The organism is Weissella confusa (assembly GCA_041871065.1).
In the GTDB taxonomy this organism is placed as follows: domain Bacteria; phylum Bacillota; class Bacilli; order Lactobacillales; family Lactobacillaceae; genus Weissella; species Weissella confusa_A.
This window is the reverse complement of record CP168942.1, coordinates 422,501-427,500: the sequence shown is the minus strand read 5'-3', so window position 1 is coordinate 427,500 and position 5,000 is coordinate 422,501. Positions and strand designations below refer to the sequence as shown.

Genomic DNA, 5,000 nt, shown 5'->3' with positions numbered 1-5,000 from the left:
TGGAATTTCACCGCTACCCACACCTCATCCCAGCATTTTTCAACATGCACGGGTTCGGGCCTCCAGTGCGTTTTACCGCACCTTCACCCTGGACATGGGTAGGTCACCTGGTTTCGGGTCTACAACAACATACTAATTCGCCCATTTCAGACTCGCTTTCGCTACGGCTCCGGTCTTTCCACCTTAACCTTGCATGGTATCGTAACTCGCCGGTTCATTCTACAAAAGGCACGCTATCACCCATTAACGGGCTCTAACTTCTTGTAGGCACATGGTTTCAGGAACTTTTTCACTCCCCTTCCGGGGTGCTTTTCACCTTTCCCTCACGGTACTGGTTCACTATCGGTCACTAGGGAGTATTTAGCCTTGCGAGATGGTCCTCGCGGATTCCGACCGGATTTCACGTGTCCGGCCGTACTCAGGATCCTGACGGGAGGTCAACACTTTTCGCATACGGGGCTATCACCCTGTCTCGCTCAGCTTCCCAGCTGATTCTGCTAAATGTTAACTTTGTAACTCCACAATGTCAGTCCTACAACCCCAAAGTGCAAGCACTTTGGTTTGGGCTCTACCGATTTCGCTCGCCGCTACTGACGGTATCGATTTTTCTTTCTATTCCTGTTGCTAATGAGATGTTTCAGTTCACAACGTCTACCTTCAACCTAACTATATATTCATTAGGTGATAACTTGCATAACAAGTTGGGTTCCCCCATTCGGAAATCTCCGGATCAAAGCTTACTTACAGCTCCCCGAAGCATATCGGTGTTAGTCCCGTCCTTCATCGGCTCCTAGTGCCAAGGCATCCACCATGCGCCCTTAATAACTTAACCTATCAACTGACGTTGATGATATAAGTTTGAGTATGTGGCTCAAGGCCACAAGCGATTTTAAACTAATTTAAAAAACTCAAAAAATTACGCGGTGTATTTTTTCGGCTCAATTTATATTGATTAACAATATTAAATGAATTTAAAAATTTACAATTATGATTCAGTTTTCAAAGAACTAAGTTTGAGTGTAAATCACTCAAAACTGAATATCGTTTCGTGAATGTGTAGGTTTCCGATTTTCCTTAGAAAGGAGGTGATCCAGCCGCAGGTTCTCCTACGGCTACCTTGTTACGACTTCACCCTAATCATCTGTCCCACCTTAGACGGCTGGCTCCCGAAGGTTACCCCACCGGCTTTGGGTGTTACAAACTCTCATGGTGTGACGGGCGGTGTGTACAAGACCCGGGAACGTATTCACCGCGGCGTGCTGATCCGCGATTACTAGCGATTCCGACTTCATGTAGGCGAGTTGCAGCCTACAATCCGAACTGAGACGTACTTTAAGAGATTAGCTCACCCTCGCGGGTTGGCAACTCGTTGTATACGCCATTGTAGCACGTGTGTAGCCCAGGTCATAAGGGGCATGATGATTTGACGTCATCCCCACCTTCCTCCGGTTTGTCACCGGCAGTCTCACTAGAGTGCCCAACTGAATGCTGGCAACTAGTAATAAGGGTTGCGCTCGTTGCGGGACTTAACCCAACATCTCACGACACGAGCTGACGACAACCATGCACCACCTGTCACCTTGTCCCCGAAGGGAACGCTCCATCTCTGGAGTTGTCAAGGGATGTCAAGACCTGGTAAGGTTCTTCGCGTTGCTTCGAATTAAACCACATGCTCCACCGCTTGTGCGGGTCCCCGTCAATTCCTTTGAGTTTCAACCTTGCGGTCGTACTCCCCAGGCGGAGTGCTTAATGCGTTAGCTGCGGCACTTAAGGGCGGAAACCCTCAAACACCTAGCACTCATCGTTTACGGTGTGGACTACCAGGGTATCTAATCCTGTTTGCTACCCACACTTTCGAGCCTCAACGTCAGTTACAGTCCAGAAAGCCGCCTTCGCCACTGGTGTTCTTCCATATATCTACGCATTTCACCGCTACACATGGAGTTCCACTTTCCTCTACTGCACTCAAGTCATCCAGTTTCCAAAGCAATTCCTCAGTTGAGCTGAGGGCTTTCACTTCAGACTTAAATAACCGTCTGCGCTCGCTTTACGCCCAATAAATCCGGATAACGCTTGGAACATACGTATTACCGCGGCTGCTGGCACGTATTTAGCCGTTCCTTTCTGGTAAGATACCGTCACACATTGAACAGTTACTCTCAATGTCATTCTTCTCTTACAACAGTGTTTTACGAGCCGAAACCCTTCATCACACACGCGGCGTTGCTCCATCAGGCTTTCGCCCATTGTGGAAGATTCCCTACTGCTGCCTCCCGTAGGAGTATGGGCCGTGTCTCAGTCCCATTGTGGCCGATCAGTCTCTCAACTCGGCTATGCATCATCGCCTTGGTAAGCCATTACCTTACCAACTAGCTAATGCACCGCGGGACCATCTCTTAGTGATAGCAGAACCATCTTTTAAATAACAACCATGCGGTTGTCATTGTTATACGGTATTAGCATCTGTTTCCAAATGTTATCCCCTGCTAAGAGGTAGGTTTCCCACGTGTTACTCACCCGTTCGCCACTCTTTGCAATGTCCATCGTCATATCTGAGCAAGCTCTTCAAATCAGTTGAACCACAAAGCGTTCGACTTGCATGTATTAGGCACGCCGCCAGCGTTCATCCTGAGCCAGGATCAAACTCTCAATTTGAAGTTTGAGTATAACTCAATTTTTGTTGTTTAACAGAAGTTAAACGAATTTACTAGCGAATTGACTTCGCAAATGTTTTTGCATCAAGCTTAGCTTGATGACCCTACACATTTGTTTCATCGAAACGATATTCAGTTTTCAATGACCTACGTCGTCGCCTTGACGACTTAATCTATATTACAGAAGAAAGAATGAAATGTCAACAACTAATTCCAATCAATTTTCATACGTCGTTCATAGATAATTCATATCCCTGAGACGACTTAATATATAATACAGAACGTTTTACTAAATGTCAACAACTTTGTTGAACATCTTTTTGGCGTTGCTTTCTTCAAAAGACAACTTGAATATATTACCCCTTTTATTAAATCAGTGCAACCCCTTTGTTCAACAGAAACATTTTCTCAGTTCAATTTTAAGTCGTGCTATACTAGTAGACAGTAATAAAACAGATTAAGGAATCAAAAATACATGGCAAACAAACCCGAAAAGGTGGATGCTGCTGAGTTTCTAGCAATGTTGCTACAATACAGCCGTGACTTCCACTACAACCACATTAACGTTAGCGTCCGTTTGAACCGCAACCCTGCCTACACACGTCAAGTGATGAACGTCATGTTGAAGCGTAACTCAAAGAAGTACGGTAACGACGAGCGCCTATACGCATCAATGACTGCTGACGAAGCTACCAAGTTCCTATCCCTAGTGAACCAACTTAAGGAAGAGATGTTTGCGAACTTCGCTGACAAGATTACTTGGCACACTGATCTGCTTGTTCGTGAGGAACAAGAGTTTGGTTACCGCCAAATCCGCGAACGTGACCAATACAATAACCTTGAATTCGAATTACTACTATAGTCTTCTACCCCAGTATTCACTTACTGGGGTATTTTTTTACGCAATTTCATCATGTCCACTTGCTACAATAGCGATACTGAGAACTCACTCGAAAGGAGGAAAGTCTATGTATCGTCAACTTTTTGTATTTGGTAGCCGTATTCTTGGGCTTAATCACGTCTGGCAACTTTCTGGTAAGGAACTGTGGGAAGAGTTAGCAAGCAAGCCTGCCACAGCCGCTGAGCCTAGTGCGAAATTGCGTCATGAATTCGAAGTTGTATCTGAAGAGTACATGGAGATTCTAGTCCCTAAGGATTTTAATTTACACAAACCCACTACCATCATGTTGTACTTACATGGCGGTGGCTTTATTGAACCAATAACTGCCTACCACTGGCATTTCATTGGTGATTTAGTACGTAATACAAATATCCCATGTGCTGTGTTGGATTACCCACTAGTACCACATGCAACACTGGATGAAATTTACGAACGTGTGCATCAAGCCATTTGGCGTTTACGTCACACTTACGATGATTGTGACATTGTCTTGGTTGGTGATTCCGCCGGTGCTCAGATTGCGCTTGGTTATGTCCAACTAATGGAGGCATTCCCTATCAAGCGCATTGTTGCCATCAGTCCAATGGTTGATATGACACTAGCTAATCCGGATATTGAAGACGCCGCAAAACACGATCCCGTTTTGTCATTAAACGCCATGCCTGACTTGATAGAAGCCATCCGTGGTTCACACGATATCGTTGAACCGATCGTCTCACCTATCAACGGTAACTTTGATCACCAAAAGATTCTTTTAATCAGTGGTACACGTGACTTAACAAATCCAGATAACCGCATTTTCGCCAAAAAGTTCGCTGACAGTGTGACCTATATCGAAGGCACTGGGTTACCACACGCCTATCCAATTTGGCCACTGACGCGTAACTTGGCCGCTAAGAATCAGATTTACGATTTTATTATGGGTTAATCTTATGAAATACGATTTTAAGAAAATGGCCGCGGTTGAGTTCAATTCAACCAAGCGTCCTAAGCAAGTCGTGGTACCTAGCCATTCTTATTTTGAAATTCACGGCACAGGCAATCCCAACGATGCATTGTTTCCTGATTACATTGCAGCCTTATACAGTGTTGCGTATCCGACCAAGATGGCCTTCAAGAAAGCAGACTCATCTCTTCATGGCATCTATACTGATTACACAGTCCCACCTCTACTAGGCGATTGGACAATCAGTCGCGTCGCTGTTGATCGAGGGGCCTGGACCAAAGACGACTTTGTCTTTAGACTACGCATGCTGATTCCAGACTTTGTGCCCATCGCACTTGCTGAAAAGATGCTTTTAGACGCTAAAGCAGCGGGTAAATCTAAGCTGATTGATAAAGTTGATATTGTCACGTTACCTGAGAAACGCGTGGTTCAAATGCTACACGTTGGTCCTTATGATGACGAGCAAATATCATTTGATCATATTGAGATGTTTCTAAAC

The 5,000-nt window shown here is 45.1% G+C and carries 3 protein-coding genes and 2 rRNA genes (2 of these 5 running past the window's edge); 3 read left to right on the top strand and 2 right to left on the bottom strand.

The features are described 5' to 3' along the window. Both ACAW68_01785 and ACAW68_01780 read right to left on the bottom strand, forming a co-directional pair. A 23S ribosomal RNA gene (locus ACAW68_01785) occupies positions 1-832 on the bottom strand (it extends 2,083 nt beyond the left edge of the window). A gap of 246 nt (positions 833-1,078) precedes the next feature. Further along, positions 1,079-2,655, bottom strand: a 16S ribosomal RNA gene (locus ACAW68_01780). The 16S and 23S rRNA genes sit together here, the layout of an rRNA operon. A 474-nt stretch (positions 2,656-3,129) precedes the next feature. Here ACAW68_01780 and ACAW68_01775 point away from each other — a divergent pair. The 3 genes from ACAW68_01775 to ACAW68_01765 form a co-directional block, all read left to right on the top strand. Then, complete coding sequence (locus ACAW68_01775) at positions 3,130-3,516, top strand: hypothetical protein (protein XGA16325.1); 387 nt, start codon at positions 3,130-3,132, stop codon at positions 3,514-3,516. 106 nt (positions 3,517-3,622) lie between these two features. Beyond that, on the top strand, positions 3,623-4,483 hold the full coding sequence (locus ACAW68_01770) for an alpha/beta hydrolase (GenBank protein XGA16324.1): 861 nt from the start codon (positions 3,623-3,625) through the stop codon (positions 4,481-4,483). 4 nt (positions 4,484-4,487) lie between these two features. Continuing rightward, positions 4,488-5,000 carry the 5' portion of a GyrI-like domain-containing protein gene (locus ACAW68_01765; GenBank protein XGA16323.1) on the top strand. Its footprint extends 117 nt past the window's final position, so 513 of the gene's 630 nt are visible here — the first part of the coding sequence; it begins with the start codon at positions 4,488-4,490; the stop codon falls past the right edge of the window.

What these genes read in the sequence shown, in the direction of transcription:
- ACAW68_01775 (XGA16325.1), top strand. Translation starts at nt 3,130, where the DNA reads ATGGCAAACAAACCCGAAAAGGTGGATGCTGCTGAGTTTCTAGCAATG.
- ACAW68_01770 (XGA16324.1), top strand. Translation starts at nt 3,623, where the DNA reads ATGTATCGTCAACTTTTTGTATTTGGTAGCCGTATTCTTGGGCTTAAT.